Source organism: Collinsella sp. CLA-ER-H4 (assembly GCF_040092395.1).
Lineage (GTDB): Bacteria > Actinomycetota > Coriobacteriia > Coriobacteriales > Coriobacteriaceae > Collinsella.
In genome coordinates, this window is record NZ_JBBNLQ010000009.1 from 26,252 (window position 1) to 44,864 (window position 18,613).

Consider the following 18,613-nt stretch of genomic DNA (forward strand, 5'->3'; position numbering starts at 1 on the left):
GCAAGTTGTTAGTATCCATTATGTTTCACGTGAAACATCTAGGCAAGCGGATTCTTCTTTGCCACGCCATTTGCACGAGGCAATGAGACGGATGCTGGATGACTCTTCTTAAGAACAATGAACTCCCTGTGTCCCAAGCCTTCAGGCAAATCAATTGCGTCATTCAGAAGCAAAGTGAAGCCGCAAATCTTAGCTGCTGACATGCCGGAAGCAAGCTCCTCATCCAAAGGATTGCCCTTGGTTATAACAAATAGCCCTCCATCCTTCAGATACGGAGCCGCATACTCAACAAGAATCGGTAGAGGGGCCAGTGCGCGGGCGGTTACAACAGAGAACTGCTTCTTATGGCTTCGAGCATATTCTTCAAGACGATCATGAACCGCATGAGCATGTTTCAATCCAAGAGCATGGACAAAGGAATTAACCGCATCAACCTTCTTGCCAACAGAGTCAATATAAGTAGCTTTACGATGCGTGGTTATGGTTAATGGAATACCAGGGAAGCCCGCACCTGTTCCCATATCGAGCAAAGCTCCCTCAGGAGCCTTGTTGATATAGGAGAGCAAAACAAGTGAGTCGAGGATATGAAGTACTGCAGCATCTTCTACGTTAAGAATACGGGTGAGATTGGTTGTCTTATTTGTTTCTAGAACCAAATCCAAATGCTGAATACATTTCCTCAGCTCAACATCGGTTACGCTCAAGGAATACTCTTTGCAATAGGAAGTTAGACGACTCAACATCTCGTCAGCCTGCTGATCAGTAAGTACTAACAACGAAAGCTCCTTTCTGACAAAAATCAGTGTATCGAGAACTTTTGACAAAAAAAGGGGACGTGGAAACCACGTCCCCTTAGCATAAGCTCGAGAAGATTATCGAGCAACAATCACCACATGGCGATCAGGGTCAGAACCCTCAGAATGAGTATCGACGGCATCGTTGCCACGAAGTGCAATGTGAACCAGTCGACGCTCGTAGGCATTCATGGGCGGAAGCGAAACACTCTTATGAGTGCGGATGGCACGCTCGGCAGCAGACTGAGCCATGGAAGCAACCTTGTCCTGACGGCGACTCTTGTATCCCTCTACGTCCACTACAACCGGATACCTAAAGCCAAGTTTGCGGCTCACCAGCAAAGAGAACATAACCTGAAGGGCATCAAGGGTGCGACCATGACGGCCAATGAGAACAGCAAGGTCGGGAGCCGTTACATCCAAAATCAGCTCACCCTCGTCGCCCTCATACTCATCGATAGGAGAGTTGGCGGCATCGAAGTGCGAAAGGATGGAACGCAGGATGGAAATCGCAACATCGGCAATGGTGTCGAGCTCCTCATCGGTCAGCTCTTCACCAGCCTTGTAGCGCTGTGCAATCTCGGGATAATCGCCCGCGACCTGCGGGGCAACCTCCTCAAGCATATCCTCGATGATCTCTTCAGACATAACGTACTCCAAAAGTTAGGTACCTAAATAAGATTGATATCCCGTTACTTCTTCTTGTGCGGGCGCGGCTTCTTCTCTCGACGAGTGACCTCAACCTGCAGCGGAGCGTTCTTAAGACGCTCCTCCTCATCGGCCTTCGCCTTGTCGATGACCTTCTGCGTCACAAAAATCTGCTGGATAACCTGCCAAGCAGACGAGACGTCGTAGTACAGCAGAACACCAACGGGAAGGCTCCAGCCCATCCAAAGCATCATGACCGTCATGACAACGGCCATCATACGCATGCTCTGAGCCTGCTGGCCGGTCTGGTTGCGCGACATATAGAGCTGCGGAATCAGGGTCAGGACGGCGAACAGGATCAGGCAAACCAGCGCAGGCAGTGCAACCATAAAGCCATCGGCAAAGGAAGCACTCGGCGTGGTGGTCAGGTCGGGCAGGATGTTGAAGAACGAGAACGTGCCGTCGTTAAAGTACTGCGGCAGGTTGCGCAGCAATGTAAGCAGGGCGAACAGGATAGGCATCTGAATCAGCAGCGGCAAACAACCAGCCATGGGGTTGAACTTGTTCTCGCTGTAGAACTTCTGCATCTCCTCGGCCTGACGCTGGGGATCGTCGGCATAGCGCTCCTGGATCTCGAGCATCTTGGGCTGCAGCACCTGCATGCGAGCCGTCGACTTGGTCGACTTGAGCATGAGCGGCGTCAGCAGCAGACGGATGATGACCACCAGGATGATGATGGACAGGCCCCAGTCGACCGCAAAGGTCTGGATGAGCTTGAGCAGCTCGAAAAGGATGTTAACGATCCAATCCCACATGTAAGTTTTCCTCCGATAGCGAGTGCCCGCTAGGGCACAGGGTCATAACCGCCGACGTGCAGGGGATTGCAGCGAGCGATGCGCCTCACGGCAAGCCAGCAGCCTCTCAAAACACCGTGTTTCTCAATCGCCTGGACGGCGTATTGCGAGCACGTTGGGTAATAAATGCAGGCGTCAGGCAATAAGGGCGAAATAACCTGTTGATATATGCGAATAGGAGCGATGGCAACACGTCGCAAAACGTGATTGCTCATCGCTCCTCCCCGGCAACGCCGACGCGCTTCATAAGCGAACGCAACGCTTTGTCCATCTCCTGCGGCGAGGAAACCCTCGTCTTGGGAGTTGCAAACAAGATGATGTCATAACCCGCAACGGGGAATCCGCAGCTGCGGGCGGCCTCGCGCATCACACGCTTAGATCGGTTGCGCACGACGGCACAACCGAGTCGCTTAGCACCAACGAAGGCGACCCTTCCGGAGTCGCCTTCGCCAACCGATTCACATATGGTCATTCGAATCAGAGGGTGATTGAAACGACGCCCCTGACTGAACACATGCTCGAAATCTTGCCGAGACTTAATAGTCTTCATGCGAGATGTGTGTATCGCTGCTAGACAGTGAGACGCTTGCGGCCCTTGGCGCGACGACGGGCGAGCACGGCACGACCACCCTTAGTGGCCATACGGGCACGGAAGCCATGGGTCTTGGCACGCTTACGCTTATTAGGCTGATACGTACGCTTCATCTTAAGTTCCTCCTGCTGCATTTCGAGTGTCCGCGGGAGCGCGGACGCAGATATAGACACGTGAGCTTGAAGATTGTAGGGAAATCAATGTTCAAATGTCAAGAAATCAAAGGTAAAAGGTCGCGCAGTTCACACGGTTCCCCCATAAGCCGAGTTCGATTTAGCGGTGCATGGCAACTTTTCACGATATTTCATCGAGTTTTCAACAGGTCATGTTGGCAATGTTGAGAACTTTTCGCCCGTTTTCCAGAGTTTTCAACAGGTTTTGAAAAGTTGTCGAAAGATGAGAAACATTGCACAGTGAGCTACTATTTGTTCGAAACCTTTTGGAAGATTGCGAGCGGCATGTCTGACGACTTTTACACCATGGTCGATTCCGGAGACCCGGCACCCGACAACGAGCACATCACCGGCGTGCGCGAAGAGCGTGCGGAAGGCGAGCAGACGACCACGCAGGCGCCAAAAGCCATGTACGCCGCGCGCATCGCCGTCTATGACGACATGCTGTCGACACCGCGGGTGATCGTCATTGATCCGCAAGATGTCCGCACGTATTTGGAAGAGACGACCAACACCGTCTACCAGTGCATGAAAGAACAAGGTGGTCATATCTCGCTCATGGTCATCCGCGAGATTGTCGAAAACTTTATCCACGCACACTTTGCCGAGCCCATCATCTCGATTCTGGACGGCGGAGACACCATCCGCTTTGCTGACCAAGGACCCGGCATCGACGACAAGGAACGTGCTTTCGACTTTGGCGTTACCAGCGCAAACAGCAAGATGAAGCGCTATATCCGTGGAACCGGAGCAGGGTTTCCCATGGTGCAGGAGTATTTGGAAAACGCCGGCGGTGCCGTATCCATCGAGGACAACATGGGCAACGGCACCGTGGTTACGGTAAGCCTGAACCCTAAACGCGTGCAGGAAATCGAGCGTGCCGGCGGACGCGGCGCTGCCGTGCGGCCCGAGACGGAGCAGCCCACATATCCCCTGCCGGGAGCTTTTGCGCAGCAGCCCATGGCAACGCAGCAGATGCAGCCCCCCGTGGGGCAGATACAGCAGCCCGGAATGCTTCCTACACAAGAGCCCCAGGCGACATCGATGTCGATGCCGCCAAACATGCCAGAGGCCATGCCGCTGGCTGATCAGGATGCAGCAGCAATGCAGCAGGCGACGGGGGCGCCGGGTGGCCAGCAAATGGGCTATCAGCCGTACCAACAGGGATATCCATATCAGCAGATGCCGCCACTGGGGTATGGCCAGCAGTTCCCGCAGCAGTACCAGCAGGGATATCAGCAGCCGTACCAGCAGATGCCGCAGCAGCAGTACAACCCCTGGGCCCAGCAGACGCCTCCGCAGCCTTACCAACAGTGGCCTCAAAGTTTTCAACAGCAAATGCCGCCGACGCAGAGTTCTCAACAACCAGCAGCTCAAATGATGTATCCTAATGCAGTAAATCAGTATGCACAGCCACAACCGGACGTGTTCGTAAGCGATCGCGGCAACGCCGCGCTGGGCTATCTTGCGCAAAATCAAGCGTGCGGCGCAACCGATCTTGCGAGGGCGTTTGGAAACTCGGCCCCCACTTGGTCACGCACGCTCAATGACTTGGCGCAGGCCGGCTTGGTCATCAAGCATGGCCAGAAATACCATCTGACCGAACTCGGCGCCGCTCGCGTGCGAGCTCAGAGCTAAAGAACGGGAGAGACAGTGGACGAGGAAGCAAGCATCATCCTGGGGGATGCCATCGCCTTTTGCCAGCGCGACGGCCAAGATGCACGCCTCATCAACATGCTGGGGCAATCGCGCGCCATAAGCCTGACCGAAGATACGCTCACGATCGAGGCGCCCTCGCGCTTTGCCATCGCGCAGCTCAAAAAGCATCAGCCGACTATTGAGGCCTATCTGGAAGAAATCGCCTTTGCACCGATTGCGCTCGACATCGTGGCACCGCAAGGCGCCGCGACGGAATCCGCTGCCGCGACGGCGCCCGCCACGGCTCCCGCTGCTTCCCCGGCGGTGCCGGCCTCCGCAGGCGACGCGCCGACAATCGAGCACCAGCACGGTGATGTTTCCCGTGAAACCATGGCACCATTGCCGACCGCGGCGGCGACGTCAACGAACGCACCCGTCACGCACATGCCCATCGCTCACGACGCAGCGGCGGGCGCTGATTCGGGCATTGCAATCAAGAACACGCTCTCGGCCGATGATTTTCGTCGCATGATGAACCAGATGAAGGGCGGAGCGCCGACTAAATCCACGCAAGCTGCGACCCCCGCTTCACCCATGCCAGCACCGACCGTGCCGGCTGAGCAGAATACGGATGGAGCCCCGCTCGCCGCGAACTCAAAATTTACCTTTGAGAACTTTGTCTACGGCCCAGAGAACAGCCATGCCTATCGCTCGGCACTCAAGTTTGCCGCCCTCGCGGACGAGCGCGGCACGTGCACATCACTGTTCATCTACGGCAAATCGGGCCTGGGCAAGACGCACCTGCTACTTGCCATCAAAAACGAGCTCGCCGAGAAGTCGCCCGAGATCAAGGTCAAGTATGCCAACTCCCAGGCATATCTGGACGACCTGATGACCGAGTTCGACCGCCAAAAGAAGAGCAACGCCCCCATCATGCAGGCGTACCACGGCGTGGACGTGCTCATCATCGATGACATCCAAAACATCATCGGCAAGCGCGCGAGCGTGGACTACTTTTTCCAGCTCATGGACGAGTTCATCCGCAACAACAAGAAGGTCGTCATCGCGGCAGACCGCGCCCCCAAGGACCTGAGCATGGACGAGCGTCTGACCAGCCGCTTCAACGCCGGCATGCTCTGCCTGGTCGCAGAGCCCAGCTACGAGATGAAATACAAGATCTTGCAGCGCTATTACGAAAACACCATCGTCGCCGCTCCCGAGGCAGGCGACGACTCGCTGCTGGCGGCCTATGGGGGCGACGGCGGACACCTGACCGACGAGCACTTTAAACACATGGCCGAGGTCTCGGGCACCAACATCCGCGAACTCGAGAGCTTTTGCGAGCGCTGCGCCGGCGAGGCGGGCGACCGCGAGCGCGAGGGCGGAGAGCTCACCTTTGACGATATCGACGCCATCGCCGGCCAGTACTTCGACACATCGGCCAAAAAGATCAACGTGCAAACGGTTCAGTCCGTCATTGAAGAGCAGTACGGCGTGACGCACGAGGAGCTCATCGGCCCGCGTCGCAACGCCAATATCGCCAAAGCGCGCCATATCGCCATCTACCTGGCCATCGAGATGTGCGAGATGACGACCACGGCGGTGGGCGCCGAATTTGGCAACCGCAACCACTCGACCGTCAGCACGAGCTACAAAAAGGTCCAGAAGATGATCCAGGAAGACCGCACCGTCACCGAAGACCTCAAGTCGTTGCGCGATAAAATTACACTGCGTTCGTAGGGAAATAGAGACACCTGTTGAAAACTTGTCGAAACAACGGGCATAAGGTGTCTAAAACCCAACCCGCGGTGATGAAAAGTTTTGCGCAGGTTTTGAACGTGGAAAACCACCCCCGTTGCACACAGGTTGCTGTCGATTCTCTTCCTGGGTCTGACCTGCGTCTTTGGGAGTAATCAACAGTTTCGTCAGTGCTATTACTATTATTAAGATATTTATATATAGAAAGGTATTAAAAGATGAAGTTCACCGTCAGCCAGAGCTCGCTTACACAAGCCATCGGCGTCGTTATGAAGGGTGTCGCTTCGGCATCCACCCTTCCCATCCTGTCGGGCGTGCTCGTCAAGGCCCAAGACGGCATCTTGGAATTCCAGACCTCTAACTACACCATCTCGATCCGTCATCGCATCGCGGCGCATGTCGAAGAAGAGGGCGAGATGGTTATCCCCTGTAAGATGCTCTCCAATATCACCAAGACCCTCCCCGATGCCCCGGTCACCTTTGACCTGTCCGAGCGCCAGGTGCTGATCAGTTGCGAGAAGAGCTCTTTTAGGCTGAACACGCTCGATGCCAATGACTTCCCCGAGTTTCCGGCCTATGCCATCGAGAGCGCCGTGGAGCTGCCGACCGATATCTTGTCCGAAATGGTCGGTCGCGTGTGGCGCGTCACCTCGACCGACAAGGCCCGCCCCATCCTGGGCGGCGTGCACATGAAGGTCGAGAACAATACCGTGCGCCTGGTGGCGACCGATTCCTTCCGCTTGGCCGTGTGCGATACGCAGGTCGAGACCTCGACCCTCGAGGGCTCCTTTGAGCTCAACGTTCCGGCTGACGCCTTTAACGACGCGCTGAACATCATGGCAAGCCAGGCGACCATCATGATCGGGGCTACCGACACCCAGGTCGTCTTCGAGGCCGGCAACACCACCTACGTGTCGCGCCGCATCGAGGGCGTGTACCCCAACTACAAGCAGCTCATCCCCGATTCGTGCGTGACGAGCGTCAAGATCGACGTCGCCGCCTTCAATGCCGCCCTCAAGCGTGTTGCCGTTATCGCGAGCGCCAACCCCGCCGTCAAGTTCGAGATCGACGTCGAGAACGGGCAGATGGGCCTGTCTTCCATCTCCAACGACCAGGATCTGGCGCAGGAGACGATCGATGTCGAGGCCGAGGGCGAGTCGGGTACCATCGCCTTCAACTACCACTACATCTTCGGCTGCCTCAATGCCCTATCCAAGGAGAAGGAGATCACGCTGGAGCTCAAGAGCTACTCGCAGGCGGGCATCTTCAAGTCCTACGACAAGATCAACTACCTGTACCTGGTCATGCCGGTCCGCATCTAGCGTTGCGCCATGACCATGTTCGCCCGCGATCTTTCCGTCGCGCACTACCGCAGCTTCGATAGCTATCGCCTTGCCCTAGACGACGGCGTGACGATACTTGCGGGACCCAACGCGGCGGGAAAGACCAATCTCATAGAGGCGCTGCAGCTGCTGACGAGCGGCGCCTCGTTTAGGCATCCGACCGCAGCCGAGCTCGTCCATGACGGCGTGGGCTCGTGCAAGGTCGAGCTGAGGCTCGAGGGCGACGGCCGCGTGCTTGATATGGGATTGAACGCGGAGGACGGTAAGCGCTCGTTTAGCCGCAACGGCAAGAGATGTTCTGCCGCCGGTGTGCGCGGGGTTCTGCCGAGCGTGCTGTTTTGCCCCGACCATCTGGACATGGTTAAGCGAGGCGCCAGTGTGCGCCGTGCCGCCCTCGATGACTTTGGCATGCAACTGAGCGCACGCTATGCCGATCTTGCGAGCACCTATGGGCGCTGCGTGACCCAGCGCAACGCCCTGCTCAAGGAGACCTGGTGCTGCCGCGAGATGCTCGGCGCGTGGAACGATTCGATTGCCCGCGCGGGCTCGGCCCTGCTCGTGCACCGGTTGGCCCTACTCGACCGGCTGGCGGGCCATGTGCACACTGCCTACGGTCAAGTGGCATCCGGTGAGGCTGCCAACGTGACCTATACGTCCACGCTGGGGGATTTGCCCCAGGTCGAGGATCGCGAAGAGCTGAAGGGCTGGGCGTACGAGCGCATGCTGGCCGCACTTGATGAGCATGCCGACGAGGAAATTCGCCGCGGCGTGACGTTGGTGGGACCGCATCGCGATGAGATTGAGTTTACCGTGGCGGGTCGCTCCGCCCGTTCATTTGCCAGCCAAGGTCAGCAGCGAACGTTGGTGCTGGCCTGGAAGGTGGCGGAGGTGGCCGTGGCTCGCGATGTCCTGGGCACCGCCCCACTGCTGCTTTTGGACGACGTGATGAGCGAGCTCGACGGCGAGCGTCGCGGCGCTTTTCTGCGGCTGATCGGCGATGATATCCAGACGGTCATAACCACGACCAACCTGGGGTACTTTACCGATGACCTGCTTGATCGAGCCAAGGTGGTGAATATGGGTGAGACGTGCTAATTACGAGCGCGAGAGCGAAACGGTTGCCTTCAGTGGATTTTTGAACGCAGAGCGTCAGCGCATCCTGGCGGCCGCGACGCCTGAGCGCCGCGCGCAGATGGAGGCTGCAGAGGAATCTCGCGCGGTCTATCGCGCGTGGAACGCGGTGTGCTCGGGCACGCGCGAGGGGCGGCATGTGACGGGCCTGCGCTACCTGCCCGAGTCCAATGAGCTGCTGGTATATCTCGATTCGCCCTCGTGGACGCAGGAAATGACGCTGTTGCGCGAGATCATCCGCGCGCGCATGGAGCGCGCCGGTGCGCATGTGGATGGCCTGGTGTTCAAAACCACCGCGCCCGGTCACACGCCGCCCGCTGCCAAAGAGCGTCTGCGTCCTGCCGTGGCCGAGCGCCCGCCGGCTCCGCATGCTGACCTAAGTGAGGCCGAGCGCACCGAGATTGAGTGCCAAGTGGCGCCCATCGAAGACCAAAAACTGCGCGAGGCCCTCGAGAACGCCATGAGAGCCAGCGCCGAGTGGGCCAAGGGCGTGCAAAGCAAAAAAGAGCCTTAAATCGCATCTGGTGGCCTTGTAGAGCCAAATACCCTCGTTCCCGAGGGTATTTTTTTACGATAAACTAGTAAGGCTGTACACATTTTCTTGACTGAAGGAGGACGTGTGGCAAACGAAAACGATTACGATGGCGGCGAGATTAAGATTCTCGAAGGTCTCGAGGCCGTTCGTAAGCGCCCGGGCATGTATATCGGCTCGACGAGCGCCAGCGGTCTGCATCACCTGGTGTGGGAGATCGTTGACAACTCCGTCGACGAGGCCATGGCCGGTTTCTGCACCGAGATCCAGGTGACGGTCCACGCCGACAACTCCATCACGGTCGTCGACAACGGGCGCGGCATCCCCGTCGACGAGCACCCTGTTAAAAAGATCCCGACGCTCGAGGTCGTCATGACGATCTTGCACGCCGGCGGTAAGTTCGATAACTCGGCCTATAAGGTCTCGGGCGGCCTGCACGGCGTTGGCATCTCCGTCGTCAACGCACTGTCCAAGCGCGTGGTCGTTCAGGTTCGTCGCGACGGCAACACCTACGAGATGGAGTTCTCGCGCGGCAAGACCGTCAAGAAGATGGAGGTCGTGGGCACCTCGGATTCGACGGGCACCACCGTCACCTTCTGGCCCGACGACGAGATCTTCGAGACCTGCATCTACGATTTCGATACGCTGCACAACCGTCTGCAGGAGACGGCGTTCCTCAATAAGAACCTCAAAATCGTGCTGACCGACGAGCGCGAGGCGACTCCCCATGTGGAGGAGTTTTGCTACGAGGGCGGCATCATCGACTTCGTCAAGTTCCTCAATGAGGGCAAGGACGTCCCCGAGGCCTTTAAGGAGCCCATCTACATCGAGGGCAAATCGGACCCGGACGCGCCTGTGGCCAAGATGGGCGAGGTCGAGGTTTCCCTGCAGTGGAATAGCGGCTACGGCGAGAACGTCATGTCGTTTGCCAACGACATCTACACCCCCGAGGGCGGCATGCACCTTGAGGGCTTCCGCACCGCGCTCACCCGCGTGATCAACGACTATGCGCGCAAGCAGAACCTGCTCAAGGAAAAAGACGCCAACCTGACCGGCGACGATGTGCGCGAGGGCCTTTCGGCCGTAATCTCGGTCAAGCTGCCCGATCCGCAGTTTGAGGGCCAGACCAAGGCCAAGCTCGGCAGCTCCTATATGCGCGCGCTCACGCTCAAGATCGTGACCGACGGCCTCGCCGATTACCTCGAGGAGCATCCCAAGCCCGCTCGCGAGATCGTCAAGAAGGCCCAGCAGGCCTGCAAGGCGCGCAACGCCGCCCGCAAGGCGCGCGAGGCGACCCGCCGCAAGAGCCTGCTCGAGACGGCGTCCCTGCCCGGTAAGCTCGCTGACTGCTCGGTGCGCGATGCCGAGCTGACCGAGCTCTTCATCGTAGAGGGCGACTCGGCAGGCGGTTCGGCTAAGGACGGCCGTCGCCGAGACATCCAGGCGATTCTGCCCCTGCGCGGCAAGATTTTGAACGTCGAGCGCGTAGGCGACCACCGCGCGTTCTCGAGTGACACCATCCAGTCGCTGATTACCGCGATCGGCTGCGGCGTCACGACGAGTGCCGGCGACGGCGGCGACTTCGATATCACCAAGGCGCGCTACCACAAGATCATCATCATGACCGATGCAGACGTCGACGGTGCGCATATCCGCATCTTGCTGCTGACGTTCTTCTACAAGTACATGCGTCCGCTGATCGATGCCGGCTACGTCTATGTTGCCTGCCCGCCCATCTTTGGCATTAAGGTGCGCAACAAGATCCACTATGTGTATCCCAACGGCCGCCAGCCCGAAGACGAGATCCTGCGCGACACCATCCAGAGCCTGGGCCTGAACCCCGACGACAACGACGAGGACGGCAAGGCCAAGGACGGCAAGATCACCAAAAAGCGCAAGGGCTATACCGTCCAGCGCTACAAGGGCTTGGGCGAGATGGACCCCAAGCAGCTTGCCTCGACGACGATGGACCCCAAGACCCGCATCCTGCAGCGTGTGTCGATCGAGGACGCCGTGGTGGCGGACCGCGCCGTGCGCGAGCTGATGGGTTCCGAGGTCGGCTATCGCCGCGAGTACATCGAGAAGCACGCCCATGATGCGCGCTTCCTTGACGCTTAAGAGGAGGTAACGTGGCAGACGATATCAACAATAACGAGGGTATGGACGAGGCCGGCGATGCCGGTATGCCCGATGATCTGAAGCGCCTGCTTGCCCGTGCTGAGCAGGGCGAGGACGGCGACCCGGACGCCTATAACCCCGATGCCGATGATGATGAGGAAGAAGACGACGCCGAGCTCGAGGAGAGCTTTGGCGAAGTCGACCGTGGCGCCTCGGCCGGCGAGGATATCAACGGCGGCCAGCTCCAGATTTCGGAGTTTGGCCGCGAGATGAAGCAGTCGTTTATCGAGTATTCGATGTCGGTCATCACGGCGCGCGCCCTGCCGGACGTGCGCGACGGCTTAAAGCCGGTGCACCGCCGCATCCTGTACGCGATGAACGAGAGCGGCATCTACCCCAACCGCCCACATAAGAAGTCGGCCTGGACGGTCGGCGAAGTTATCGGTAAGTACCACCCGCACGGCGATTCCGCGGTCTATGAGGCCATGGTCCGCCTGGCGCAGTGGTTCTCCATGCGCACGCCGCTCATCGACGGTCACGGCAACTTCGGTAACATCGACGGCGACGGCGCGGCGGCCATGCGTTACACCGAGAGCCGCCTGGCAAAGCCCGCCATGGAACTGCTGCGTGACTTGCAGAAGGATACCGTCGACTGGCAGCCCAACTACGACGAATCACTTGCCGAGCCCGTGGCGCTGCCTGCGCGCTTCCCCAACCTGCTGGTCAACGGCAGCCAGGGCATCGCCGTCGGCATGGCCACCAACATCGCCCCGCATAACCTCACCGAGGCGATTGAGGCCACCTGCTACCTGATCGACAACCCCGACGCCACCGTCGACGAGCTCATGCAGATCATGCCCGGTCCGGACTTCCCCACCGGCGCCATAATCATGGGCAGCGCCGGCATTAAGCAGAGCTACGAGACCGGCCGCGGCTCCATTACCGTGCGTGCCAAGGCACATGTGGAGTCCACCAAGACCGGTCGCAGCCGCCTGGTCTTTACCGAGATTCCCTACATGGTCAACAAGGGCACCCTGCAGGAGAAGATCGCCCAGCTCGTCAACGACAAACGCATCGAGGGCATCTCGGATATGCGCGATGAGTCCAACCAGAAGGGCATCCGTCTGGTAATCGAGCTCAAGAAGGGCGTCATTCCGCAGGTCGTGCTCAACAACCTGTACAAGTACACCTCGCTGCAGACGACCTTTGGCGCCAACAACCTGGCGCTCGTCAACGGCGTGCCCAAATGCCTGAGTCTGCGCGAGATGCTGCAGCACTATATCGACCACCAGGTCGACGTCGTCACCCGCCGCACTCGTTTTGACCTCAAGAAGGCCCAGGCGCGTGCGCATATCCTCGAGGGCTACCTGATGGCCCTCGACCATATCGACGAGGTTATCAGCATTATCCGCTCCTCGCAGACCGACTCCGAGGCCAGCAGCCGCCTGATCGAGCGCTTTGGCTTTACGCCCGAGCAGACCACGGCCATCCTCGAGATGAAGCTGCGCCGCCTGACCGGCCTGGAGCGCGACAAGATCCAAGAAGAGTTGGACGGCCTGCGCCGCGCCATCGCCTACTACGAGGACCTGCTGGCGCATGAGGAGAAGATCCTGGGCGTCATCAAGGAAGAGATGCGCGAGATCTCCAAGAAGTTTGGCGACAAGCGCCGCACCGAGATCAGCCAGGTTGAGAAGGACCTGGATGTCGAGGACCTCATCGCCGACGAGGACATGGTCGTGACCATCACCCACACCGGCTACGTTAAGCGTATCCCGGTGGCCGCCTACCGCGCCCAGAAGCGCGGCGGCAAGGGCGTGTCGGGCGTCAATCTCAAAGAGGACGACGTTATCGATGAGATGTTCATCGCGTCCACGCACGAGTACGTGCTGTTCTTCTCGAGCAAGGGCAAGGTCTATCGCCTGAAGGTGCACGAGCTGCCGGTGGGTACGCGCCAGGCGCGCGGTACCGCGATCGTCAACCTGCTGCCCTTCGAGGAGGGCGAGAAGATCGCGAGCGTCATCAGCTGCCGCGATTTCCCGGCCGACGAGTACCTGATGTTTGCCACCAAGAACGGCATGGTCAAGAAGACCGTGATGAGTGCTTACGATCGTAGCCGCCGTGATGGCCTGATTGCTATCAACCTGCGTGACGACGACGCGCTGCTGAACGTGCGCCGCGTGCGCGAGGGCGACAAGATTATCCTGGCCACCACCGCGGGCAAGGCGATCATGTTCTCCGAGGAGCAGGTGCGCGCCACCGGCCGCGATACCAGCGGCGTTCGCGGTATCGGTATGAAGGACGGCGTGAGCGTTCTGGGCATGGAAGTCACTAACGGCAACGGCGATCTGTTCGTCATCACCGAGCGCGGCTACGGCAAGCGCACGCCGGTCGCGGACTACCCGGAGCAGAATCGCGGCGGCCAGGGCGTCTACACCATTCAAATGACCGAGCGTAAGGGTAACCTCGCGGCCATGAAGACGGTGGGCCCGCAGCACGAGCTGTTCATCGTGACGGAGGGCGCGACGGTCATTCGCGTCAAGACCGACGAGATCAGCCAGACCGGCCGCGCCACCCAGGGCGTCAAGATGATGACCGTCGACGACAACGACCGCATCTGCGCCGTGGCCCGCATGACGGCCGCCAAAGAGAGGCCCGAAGGCGAAGCCACAGAAAACGGCTCTGCTTCCGAAGAAACCCCTGTCGATCTAGGCGACGGCAACGACATGCCAGAAGATCTCCTCGACGAGTAAGAGGCCCTGGCTGGTAGAAAATATCAGACCCCATATATCGGCGGTCGGCGCACTGCGCGCCGACCGCTTTTTTGAAAACCTTGGGACTCGTGTTCGCCCCGGTCGCACGGCGACATGTGAAGTCGATCGCGAGTTCCGCACGAGCCAGAGAGCACTTAATGTGCTCTCTGTGCGAGTCAGGACTGTCCGAGCAGGCGACTTCACATGCCGCCGTGCGACCGGGGCGAGCACCCTTCAAAGATTTTCAAAAAAGTTGTTGACGCGCGCGTAACGACTCGTCTAATATATCCCTTGCGCGATGGACCTGTAGCTCAGTTGGTTAGAGCGTCCGGCTGATAACCGGGAGGTCACAAGTTCGAATCTTGTCAGGTCCACCACTTTCTTTCGCAATAAACACCCCAGCGAGAGCCGAGTCGCCGCTGGGGTGTTTATTACTGTCTCCGTGGGGGTTTAGCTCAGCTGGGAGAGCGCGGGCTTTGCAAGCCTGAGGTCAGGGGTTCGATCCCCCTAACCTCCACCATGATGGACCTGTAGCTCAGTTGGTTAGAGCGTCCGGCTGATAACCGGGAGGTCACAAGTTCGAATCTTGTCAGGTCCACCATCAAAACTGTGAAGAGCCCTGGGGCATTGCCTTGGGGCTTTTTTCTTGTCTGCGATAAATCTCATTTTGGTTTTGTGTGCTGTGCGAAAGATTGGGTAGTATAGCTATTCAATGCGGTGGAGCTGCCGCGTGTTAACCGCTACGTACCGGAGGTGTTCCATGGTTCGTGTCGACATAGAGACCATCGTCATGGCCGCCGGTCCCGTGCCATCGCTTATCGTGCTTCGCGAGCGCTGCAGCAAATCGGACTCGCCCGCGCCGCTGCGTTCCCTTTCCATTCAGACTGGTTCGTTTGAAGCTGCTGCCATTAGCCGCGGCATCGATAGCGGCCGCGCCGAGCGCCCGATTACCCATGACCTGTTGCTCGATACTGTTGGCGCCCTGGGCGCCAAGCTCGAGCGCATCGAGATCGTTCGCGCCGAGCCGCCGGTGTTCTACGCGATGATCGTCGTACTGGCCGATGGTGACGAGCGCAAGATCGACGCCCGTCCCAGCGACGCCATCGCCCTCGCCGTACGCAGTAATGCCCCCATGTTCGTTGAAGACGACATCATGAATCGCCTGGGCACCGTTTCTGCCCATGCCGAGGAAGTTGACGACGAGCAAGAGTTCGAGAAGTTCGACGAGTTCGTCCATACGCTCTCCCCCGATGACTTCTAAATGCGGGGCGTCCAGGCTGCGGAGCGTTCGCTGATGGCTGGCGGTATGTCGGCTGAGGCGGCTGCGATCGCCCGCGAGGCCCAGATGCGCTCGGAGGCTTCTGAGGCGGCTCGCATTGCCTATGTGACGCAGGCCCGCACGCTTCGCGAGCGCCGCGGCTCGTTTATCAAGATGGTTGTCGTCTCCGTCCTTGTCGCGGCAATCTGCTCGCGCCTTCGTGGTACAGTTGGTGCGCTTGGGTTTTCGATCTCTACGGGCCTTGTGATCTGGGGTGTGGTCGATGCGGTAATGCTGACCAGTCAGATCAAGGTGCTCGACAAGCGCGCAGCGGACATGATGCGCGCCCGCGACGCTGCCGCCAGGATCGCCGCCGAGGCACAAGAACTGTAACGACGCCAGACTCGATGGGAAGGTCTAAAGATGGCACAGGATATGCAGGACGCCGGTAACGTCTCCGCCGAGCTCGACGCCATGGTGTGCGATCTGATCGGCGCGTTCTTGGACGACCTTGCCGCCGGTGAAAACCCTGGCGTGGTCGTGGCAATTGAGGACGCCGCTTCCAACCGTTATCTGGCGGCGCTCGATGAGGATGGCGAAGAGGCGTGCCTCGAGGCGGCCACCAACTTTATCTCCGAGCACAAGATGGGTCTTAAGGACGAGGGCCTGGGCCGTATCGCTCGCTATGCCATCGGCTACACCGGCTGCGTCGAGATTGACGGCGGCTATCACGATGCTCTGCTCGTGAGCTTCTTCGAAACCACGCTCGAGAGTGGTTTTTCGGCATATGTGCTGTATGAGGGCATGGGCGCCGGCGATGGTTTTATGTGGAGCGACCCTGAACCTGCAGGTGAGGAAACCCCTCTCATCTAAAATCGCTAAAATAAACGAGTTTTCGGTAAAAGGCTCAATATTCCCGCTGAGCGTTGCATCGCTGGGCGGGTCGCATACGCGTGCCGTTTGTATATGGATAGAAGATAGGGGAACTACATGCGCGTAGACAATCTGAGGAACATCGCCATCATCGCCCACGTCGACCACGGCAAGACGACGATGGTCGATAAGCTCCTGCGTGCCACGGACGCCTTCCGTGCCAACCAGCAGGTCGAGGACCGCGTCCTGGATTCCAACGACCAGGAGCGCGAGCGCGGCATTACGATTCTCGCCAAGAACATCTCTATCGAGTACAAGGACGTCAAGATCAACGTCATCGACACCCCGGGCCACGCCGACTTTGGCGGCGAGGTCGAGCGCGTGCTGCGTATGGCCGACGGCGCCCTGCTGCTGGTCGACGCCTTTGAGGGCCCCATGCCCCAGACCCGCTTTGTGCTGCGTCACGCTATCGACACCGGCCTCAAGATCATGATCGTCATCAACAAGATCGACCGTCCGGGCGCCAATCCCGAGAAGGCCTACAACGACTGCCTGGACCTCATGGCCGACCTGGGTGCCACCGATGACCAGCTTGAGTTCGCCATGGAGCACGTGGTCTACGCCAGCGCCATGAACGGCTTTGCCCGTCTTGACCCCAACGACGGCAACATGGACATGTATCCGCTGCTCGATATGATCATCGACGACATGCCCGCGCCCGAGGTTGACGAGAACGCCCCGCTGGCCATGCAGTGCGTGACCATCGATCACTCCAACTTCGTCGGCCGCATCGGTATCGGTCGCGTGTACTCCGGCGCCATTCACCAGGGCGACCAGATCCTGGTTGTCAAGAATGACGGTTCCAGCGCCACCGCTACCGTCAAGCAGCTCTTTACCTTCGACTACCTGGGCCGCACCGAGTGCCAGGAAGTCGGCGCCGGTGACATCGCCGCCGTCGTGGGTATTGACCGCACCGATATCGGCGATGTCTACACCGATCCCGAGAACCCCGTCGAGCTCGAGCCCATCGAGATCGACCCGCCGACCCTGTCCATCGTCTTTGAGGCTTCGACCTCCCCGCTCGTCGGCCGTGACGGCGACATCGTGGGCGCCCGTCAGCTCAAGGAGCGCCTGTTCAACGAGGCCGAGAACAACGTGACCATGAAGATCGAGGAGCTCGAGGACAAGAGCGGCGTCGAGGTCTCGGGCCGCGGCATTCTGCACCTGTCTGTTCTGATGGAGTCCATGCGCCGCGAGGGCTTTGAGTTCCAGGTCGGCCGTCCCCGCGTTCTGTTTAAGAAGGACGAGAACGGCAACAAGATGGAGCCTGTCGAGCAGGCCGTCGTTGAGTGCCCGGACGAGTACTCAGGCAAGGTCGTTGAGGTCTTCGGTACCTCCGGCGGCATCATGACGAGCATGGACACCTCGGGCATCGTGACGCACCTCGAGTTTAAGATCCCGACGCGCGGCATCATGGGGCTTAAGAACCGCATCATGAACGTCACCCACGGCGAGGGCGTGTTCTACCACACCTTCCTGGAGTATGGTCCTTACGCCGGCGAGATCGGCAACCGTCAGAATGGCGCCATGATCTCCATGACCACCGAGAAGGCCGTTGCCTATGCTCTGGGTACGCTGCAGGAGCGCGGCCAGCTGTTTGTTGAGCCGGGCACCGAGTGCTACGAGGGCATGATCGTGGGCGAGCGCAGCAAGGCCGGCGACATGGTCGTCAACATCGCCCGTACCAAGAACCTGGGCAACCAGCGTTCCTCGACCTCCGATATTTCCGTCCAGCTGGTGCCGCCCCGCACCTTCTCGCTGGAGGAAGCGCTGGAGTACATCGCCGACGACGAGCTGGTCGAGATTACTCCCAAGAACATCCGCCTGCGCAAGCGTCTGCTCAACGCCACCGACCGCAAGAAGGCTGCCGTTCGCGCCGGCCAGGTCAACAAATAAGCGCCGGGCTTTATGGCGTCTAACAAGAAAGGGCGTCGACCGCAATGGTCGGCGCCCTTTTTGGTGCAAGGGGACAGGTTACTTTGCACCACGGTGGAGGAGGTTATCCCCCGAGCGGCTTTCCAGCCAAAGTAAAGTTGTTTAAACATATACATAATTCCACAGGATATAACCGCTTTGATACAAAACCGTTAA

Annotated in this window: 17 protein-coding genes and 3 tRNA genes; 14 read left to right on the top strand and 6 right to left on the bottom strand. The window is 59.1% G+C overall.

Annotated elements, in window-relative coordinates; translation table 11 throughout:
• Nucleotides 1-38: 38 nt before the first annotated feature.
• From rsmG to rpmH, 6 genes are all read right to left on the bottom strand, one after another.
• On the bottom strand, nucleotides 39-704 hold the full coding sequence (gene rsmG / locus AAAX34_RS06885; RefSeq protein ID WP_349110565.1) for a 16S rRNA (guanine(527)-N(7))-methyltransferase RsmG: 666 nt from the start codon (nucleotides 702-704) through the stop codon (nucleotides 39-41).
• A 168-nt stretch (nucleotides 705-872) separates the two neighbouring features.
• Nucleotides 873-1,442, bottom strand: coding sequence for a R3H domain-containing nucleic acid-binding protein (locus AAAX34_RS06890; RefSeq protein WP_022093802.1), 570 nt, complete (start codon nucleotides 1,440-1,442; stop codon nucleotides 873-875).
• A 44-nt stretch (nucleotides 1,443-1,486) separates the two neighbouring features.
• Entirely contained in the window at nucleotides 1,487-2,257 is a 771-nt protein-coding gene (locus tag AAAX34_RS06895; protein ID WP_349074427.1) for a YidC/Oxa1 family membrane protein insertase, read from the bottom strand.
• A 29-nt stretch (nucleotides 2,258-2,286) separates the two neighbouring features.
• Nucleotides 2,287-2,511, bottom strand: coding sequence for a membrane protein insertion efficiency factor YidD (yidD, locus tag AAAX34_RS06900; RefSeq protein ID WP_082421942.1), 225 nt, complete (start codon nucleotides 2,509-2,511; stop codon nucleotides 2,287-2,289).
• A complete protein-coding gene (rnpA, locus tag AAAX34_RS06905; RefSeq protein ID WP_349110566.1) occupies nucleotides 2,508-2,846 on the bottom strand; it encodes a ribonuclease P protein component in 339 nt (112 codons plus the stop codon). Before rnpA ends, yidD begins: the two co-directional genes overlap by 4 nt.
• Nucleotides 2,847-2,866: 20 nt before the next feature.
• A complete protein-coding gene (gene rpmH, locus AAAX34_RS06910; RefSeq protein WP_019127408.1) occupies nucleotides 2,867-3,001 on the bottom strand; it encodes a 50S ribosomal protein L34 in 135 nt (44 codons plus the stop codon).
• A 273-nt stretch (nucleotides 3,002-3,274) separates the two neighbouring features.
• On the opposite strand from rpmH, the gene AAAX34_RS06915 reads away from it, so the two are divergent.
• The 14 genes from AAAX34_RS06915 to typA all read left to right on the top strand — a co-directional run bounded on the left by AAAX34_RS06915 (nucleotide 3,275) and on the right by typA (nucleotide 18,418).
• Entirely contained in the window at nucleotides 3,275-4,699 is a 1,425-nt protein-coding gene (locus AAAX34_RS06915) for an ATP-binding protein (RefSeq protein WP_349110568.1), read from the top strand.
• A gap of 15 nt (nucleotides 4,700-4,714) precedes the next feature.
• A complete protein-coding gene (locus tag AAAX34_RS06920) occupies nucleotides 4,715-6,439 on the top strand; it encodes a DnaA/Hda family protein (RefSeq protein WP_349110569.1) in 1,725 nt (574 codons plus the stop codon).
• 236 nt (nucleotides 6,440-6,675) lie between these two features.
• A complete protein-coding gene (gene dnaN, locus AAAX34_RS06925; protein ID WP_349110571.1) occupies nucleotides 6,676-7,779 on the top strand; it encodes a DNA polymerase III subunit beta in 1,104 nt (367 codons plus the stop codon).
• Between the two features lie 9 nt (nucleotides 7,780-7,788).
• The gene (gene recF / locus AAAX34_RS06930) at nucleotides 7,789-8,895 is read left to right on the top strand and encodes a DNA replication and repair protein RecF (protein ID WP_349110573.1); all 1,107 of its coding nucleotides are present in this window, start codon (nucleotides 7,789-7,791) and stop codon (nucleotides 8,893-8,895) included.
• Nucleotides 8,882-9,445, top strand: a complete 564-nt coding sequence (locus AAAX34_RS06935; RefSeq protein WP_349110575.1) for a DciA family protein — start codon at nucleotides 8,882-8,884, stop codon at nucleotides 9,443-9,445. The genes recF and AAAX34_RS06935 overlap by 14 nt, the downstream gene beginning before the upstream one ends.
• A gap of 105 nt (nucleotides 9,446-9,550) precedes the next feature.
• The gene (gene gyrB / locus AAAX34_RS06940) at nucleotides 9,551-11,581 is read left to right on the top strand and encodes a DNA topoisomerase (ATP-hydrolyzing) subunit B (RefSeq protein WP_117769723.1); all 2,031 of its coding nucleotides are present in this window, start codon (nucleotides 9,551-9,553) and stop codon (nucleotides 11,579-11,581) included.
• Between the two features lie 41 nt (nucleotides 11,582-11,622).
• Nucleotides 11,623-14,331, top strand: a complete 2,709-nt coding sequence (gene gyrA / locus AAAX34_RS06945) for a DNA gyrase subunit A (protein ID WP_349110601.1) — start codon at nucleotides 11,623-11,625, stop codon at nucleotides 14,329-14,331.
• Nucleotides 14,332-14,631: 300 nt separating this feature from the next.
• Nucleotides 14,632-14,708 (top strand) — tRNA-Ile (locus tag AAAX34_RS06950).
• A 67-nt stretch (nucleotides 14,709-14,775) separates the two neighbouring features.
• Nucleotides 14,776-14,851, top strand: a tRNA-Ala gene (locus tag AAAX34_RS06955).
• A gap of 4 nt (nucleotides 14,852-14,855) precedes the next feature.
• Nucleotides 14,856-14,932: transfer RNA gene (locus AAAX34_RS06960), tRNA-Ile, on the top strand.
• A gap of 159 nt (nucleotides 14,933-15,091) precedes the next feature.
• Nucleotides 15,092-15,592 carry a bifunctional nuclease family protein gene (locus tag AAAX34_RS06965; RefSeq protein WP_349110577.1) on the top strand — a complete coding sequence of 167 codons (501 nt, stop codon included), beginning with the start codon at nucleotides 15,092-15,094 and terminating at the stop codon, nucleotides 15,590-15,592.
• The gene (locus AAAX34_RS06970; protein ID WP_349104392.1) at nucleotides 15,593-15,982 is read left to right on the top strand and encodes a hypothetical protein; all 390 of its coding nucleotides are present in this window, start codon (nucleotides 15,593-15,595) and stop codon (nucleotides 15,980-15,982) included.
• 30 nt (nucleotides 15,983-16,012) lie between these two features.
• Nucleotides 16,013-16,462 carry a hypothetical protein gene (locus tag AAAX34_RS06975; RefSeq protein ID WP_089572580.1) on the top strand — a complete coding sequence of 150 codons (450 nt, stop codon included), beginning with the start codon at nucleotides 16,013-16,015 and terminating at the stop codon, nucleotides 16,460-16,462.
• Between the two features lie 117 nt (nucleotides 16,463-16,579).
• A complete protein-coding gene (gene typA, locus AAAX34_RS06980; RefSeq protein WP_055287536.1) occupies nucleotides 16,580-18,418 on the top strand; it encodes a translational GTPase TypA in 1,839 nt (612 codons plus the stop codon).
• Nucleotides 18,419-18,613 lie beyond the last annotated feature (195 nt).